We start from the raw sequence: 1,997 nt of genomic DNA on the forward strand, positions 1-1,997 counted from the left end.
GTTGATCTCCTCCGTCGGTAAAAAGGACGAGCAACGGGTGCTGTGCATGGGACATTTTACGGGCAAGTTCCAACGCACTCATCACCTCTGTCCCTTTGGTAATAATCTGCGACTCATCGAGTGAGCCTAAGAGGTGTTCGAGAAGTTCGGTGTCTTTGGTCAGGGGGGAGAGGATAATCGCACTCGTCGTATGGGCGAGTACCCCGAAGCGATCTTTTCGATCATGTGCTACGATTTGTTTCAAAACCTGCTTCGCCGCATCCAGCCGTGTGGGTGCAATGTCGGTCGCCCTCATCGAATACGACACATCGACGGCTAAGATCACATCGCTTCCCGATTCTTCGACGCTGATCGGTTTTTCTAGTATGACGGGACGGCTGAGGGAGAGGATCAAAAAGAAGACACTCAGCGTAAGCCAAAATTGCTTATGCCAGCCATAGCGACGCACCCCCCAGAGATAGAGGGGGAGGAGGATAAGAGCATATAGCCACATCGGAGATAACAAACTCATCCTTTGACCCTCCTTCTCCAACCTAACCACAGGATAATGAGCAATGCCCCCGCTACCGCGTACTGAAAATAGTGTTCAAAAAAGGTGTGCTCGGCACTTTTGATGCGCGAGCGCTCCAGCGTATCGATCTGATCATACACCGCTTTGAGTTCCTTTTCATTGGTGGCACTGAAATACTCTCCCCCGCCATCACGTGCCATTTGGGCTAAAAGTTTGCTATCAAATTCCCCCTTCTCACCGATCCCGATGGTGTAGAGTTTTATCCTAGCTTTTTGCGCCATCGCTACCGCCTCTTTGGGGGAGATCGCACCGCTGTTGTGTTCTCCATCGGTGAGGAGGATAATCACTTTGCTCTTGGCTTTGGAATCTTTCAGTGCTCGAACGGCTTGAGCCACCCCTTCACCGATCGCCGTGTTCTGTCCCGCCATACCGTGACTCAGATAGCCGATCATCTCAGCTATGATCTCTTTCTCATAGGTCACGGGGGTCGCGATAAAGGCAAAATCCCCAAACACCACCACCCCGACGTTATCTTCACGCCGTTTCATCACAAAATCGGAAGCGATCTTTTGGACGATCTCAAATCGAGTGGCACGGCTCTCATCGCTCGAAAACCCCGAGGCATTCATCGACCCGCTGGCATCGAGGCTTAGGACGATGTCGATCCCGTTACGGTTGCGCGGATCGGAAAAATCGACCACAACAGGAGTCGCCAACGCCCCCACCATCAATGTCACGGCAAGCGCTTTGAACAACCACTCCATGTTTCGCCATTTACTAGGATTGCCGAAGAATTGTAGATGGGGAAAATAGCGCTTTTGAGGGATGATTTTGCACGTGTACAGGCAATAGAGGATGGGAGGGAGTGCTAAAAATGCCCACGCAAAATCAAATGACCAGATATTCATACGTTAATTATAGCTTTTTTAACAGTACACTGCCATAGCTATGTCTCATTGCTATAAATATTATTTTTTTAGATATCACCTAATAGATAATTTACTATTTTTATTACGATACATTGCCTTATCCGCCGATTCTATAACCGTTAATACCTCTGCATCATGCGTAAACGAGGACATGCCAAATGCAAAATTTATTTTAAACGAATACTCTCCAACTTTAAAATGAACTTTTTGAAAATAATTTAGAATGGATTCTATTTTAGTATTTACCTGCACATGAGAAAGCGTTATGTCAAACACGATAATAAATTCATCTCCTCCGTAGCGAACAACCCGACCTCCGGTTTCACGCAGTTTATTCGCTACCAGAGATAGCACTTTATCACCGACAACATGACCATGCGTATCATTAATTTCTTTAAACTTATTTAAATCGATCATCACTAATGTTCCGCTATCTCGGAGACGGAGTTTAGCGATATCAAGCAGTTCATCTTCAAACCATTTTCGATTGTAGCTTTGGGTGAGAGAATCCTCATAGATAATTTTTCGGAGTTCTTGAATCTCTTCTTGAAGCTGTT

Annotated in this window: 3 protein-coding genes; all 3 read right to left on the reverse strand. The window is 46.4% G+C overall.

The features are described 5' to 3' along the window. On the reverse strand, positions 1–511 hold a 511-nt coding region (locus tag WA010_RS02940; protein ID WP_422555686.1), incomplete at its 3' end, for a VWA domain-containing protein. Further along, entirely contained in the window at positions 508–1,419 is a 912-nt protein-coding gene (locus tag WA010_RS02945) for a vWA domain-containing protein (protein WP_422555687.1), read from the reverse strand. The genes WA010_RS02945 and WA010_RS02940, both read right to left, overlap by 4 nt. Before the next feature lie 75 nt (positions 1,420–1,494). Next, a partial coding sequence (locus tag WA010_RS02950; RefSeq protein WP_422555688.1) for a GGDEF domain-containing protein occupies positions 1,495–1,997 on the reverse strand: 503 nt, incomplete at its 5' end.

It is taken from the genome of Sulfuricurvum sp. (assembly GCF_049305995.1).
In the GTDB taxonomy this organism is placed as follows: domain Bacteria; phylum Campylobacterota; class Campylobacteria; order Campylobacterales; family Sulfurimonadaceae; genus Sulfuricurvum.

Excerpts from the sequence above, each read along its gene's own strand:
- WA010_RS02945 (WP_422555687.1), bottom strand. The coding sequence starts at position 1,419 with ATGAATATCTGGTCATTTGATTTTGCGTGGGCATTTTTAGCACTCCCT.